The following is a 2,365-nucleotide window of genomic DNA, read 5'->3' as shown; positions in this document are numbered from 1 at the left end:
GCATCTATGATGGCAGCTATGGCTTGTTTCTCAAAGGCATAGGCGATGGCAGTTTCACCTCTATCCCTGCCCAGGCTAGCGGGATATTCTCCATTGGGGCAGTCCGGAATATAATTGCTTTGAGAAACAGAAATAAACAACTTATCTTATTTGCCAAAAATAACAATCAGGTACAACTAGTTGAACTGGATACACATGAAAGTAAGTAAAGTAATCTGGCTTTTTGTGGGAATTTCCCTATGGATGGGTTGCCAGGAAAAAACCGGGTATAAATTGTATGAGTCAGTAAAGAATAAAGAATTGGCTAAAGGTCAACGGGTAGATAGCCTGTTTTTAGGCATTCGGCTAGGGATGTCGAGTAAGCAGTTTTATGGATATTGCTGGGAAATGAATAAAAAGGGACTCTTTACCGATGGGGAGAGTAATACAGCCGTCTTATATCAATTAAACAAGCACGAATTAAACTATTCAGCCTCTATGAATTTTTATCCGGAATTTCATCAGGATAAGATTTACAAAATGGGTGTTTCTTTCCAATACGATGCCTGGGCTCCCTGGAATTCGCATCTGTCTTCTGATAGCTTATATGCCGATGTTGTGAAGCTTTATAAGAAATGGTATCACAGCGGGAATCCGTTCATAGAAATCTCTGACAAAGAAAAAGGAACCATTTATGTGAAAGTAGATGGCAACCGCCGCATTACGATTGGCAAATACAATGAGTTTTATGTGAAGGTGGATTACACCGATTTGCTGGTAGAAAATCAATTGAGGAAATAAATGGCAGGATTACAGTATTCAGTAAAGTTATCCATAAAAACAGGTCTGCATAGCAGGGTGTTCAGTTACACACCTATCGGTCTTTCTACTGAAAACGTACCTGGAAAAACGAGAAAACTAACAAGCCTGCTTTTACTATTCTTTTGCCTGACTGCTTTGTGTGCCTGTAAAGAACAAACAACCCATCAGAAGCAAGCTGTAGTTTCCAATCCGTCAGCCTTATTTCAGTTAGTAGATCCGGCTCATACACATATCAACTTCCGCAATACCCTTTCGTATGATGATAAATTTAATATTTACACCTACCGGAATTTTTACAATGGCGGCGGAGTAGCCATAGGTGATATTAATAACGATGGGTTACCAGATCTGTTTTTTACAGCCAATATGCTGCCCAGCCGCTTGTATGTAAACAAAGGCAATTTTGAATTTGAAGACATCACCGAAAAAGCCGGAATTGGAAAAAAAGGAAAATGGTCTACCGGGGTGAGCATGGCCGATATTAACGGTGATGGCTGGCTGGATATTTATGTATGCAACAGCGGCGATGTAAAAGGCGATAGTAAGGAAAATGAATTATATATCAACAATGGCAATCTCACATTTTCAGAAAAGGCAAAAGAGTATAGGATAGATGATAAAGGTCTATCTACGCACGCCTCCTTTTTTGATTATGACCGGGACGGTGACCTGGATATGTATCTGTTAAACAACTCCTTTAAGGCCATTGGCAGTTTTAACCTCAAACAAAACGAACGCACAATCCGTGATCCCTTAGGGGGTGATAAACTGTACCGGAACGACGGTGCGCATTTCACAGATGTAAGTGATCAAGCCGGTATTTATGGCAGTGTTATAGGTTTTGGGTTAGGTGTAACGGTGAGTGACATCAACAAGGATGGCTGGCTGGATATTTTTGTCTCCAACGATTTCTTTGAACGCGATTACCTCTACCTCAATCAGCAGGACGGCACTTACAGAGAAATGCTGGAAGAAGCCATGATGAGTACCAGCAATGCGTCTATGGGCGCTGACCTGGCAGATATCAACAATGATGGCCATACCGATTTATTTGTTACCGAAATGCTGCCGGAAGATGAATCCCGCATTAAGACGAACACTACGTTTGAGAACTGGAACCGGTACCAGCTATCCTTAAAACATGAGTATTACCATCAGTTTACCCGCAATATGCTTCAGGTAAATAATGGCAATACAACTTTCACGGAGATAGGCCGGTATGCGGGGGTACATGCCACCGACTGGAGCTGGGGCGCCTTGATCACCGACCTGGATAATGATGGCTTCAAAGATATTTTTGTCGCCAATGGTATTTATCAGGACCTTACTAACCAGGATTATATACAGTATATCTCCAACGAGAAATTCTTTAACCTGGTAACTTCCGGGAAAGCAAATTTTAAAGAACTAATTGATTTAATTCCCTCAGAAGCGGTATCGAATTATGCCTTTCAGAATAAGGGAGATTTGAGCTTTGAAAACAAAGCTGCTGAATGGGGCTTGGCTCAGCCTTCCTTTTCCAATGGCTCAGCCTATGGCGACTTAGACAATGACGGGGATTTAG

Annotated in this window: 3 protein-coding genes; all 3 read left to right on the top strand. The window is 41.6% G+C overall.

Annotation, left to right across the window (positions count from 1 at the left end):
- Positions 1-209, top strand: a 209-nt coding sequence (locus Q0590_RS37040; RefSeq protein WP_302042729.1) for a hypothetical protein, incomplete at its 5' end; no start/stop codon positions are given.
- The gene (locus tag Q0590_RS37035) at positions 196-780 is read left to right on the top strand and encodes a hypothetical protein (RefSeq protein WP_302042728.1); all 585 of its coding nucleotides are present in this window, start codon (positions 196-198) and stop codon (positions 778-780) included. The genes Q0590_RS37040 and Q0590_RS37035, both read left to right, overlap by 14 nt.
- Positions 781-2,365 (top strand): FG-GAP repeat domain-containing protein (locus tag Q0590_RS37030; protein WP_302042727.1); only part of this gene is annotated, 1,585 nt, incomplete at its 3' end.

Origin of the sequence: Rhodocytophaga aerolata (genome assembly GCF_030503435.1) — a bacterium.
GTDB lineage: Bacteria > Bacteroidota > Bacteroidia > Cytophagales > 172606-1 > Rhodocytophaga > Rhodocytophaga aerolata.
This window is presented reverse-complemented; position numbering and strand designations above follow the sequence as displayed.

Excerpts from the sequence above, each read along its gene's own strand:
- Q0590_RS37035 (WP_302042728.1), top strand. The coding sequence starts at position 196 with ATGAAAGTAAGTAAAGTAATCTGGCTTTTTGTGGGAATTTCCCTATGG.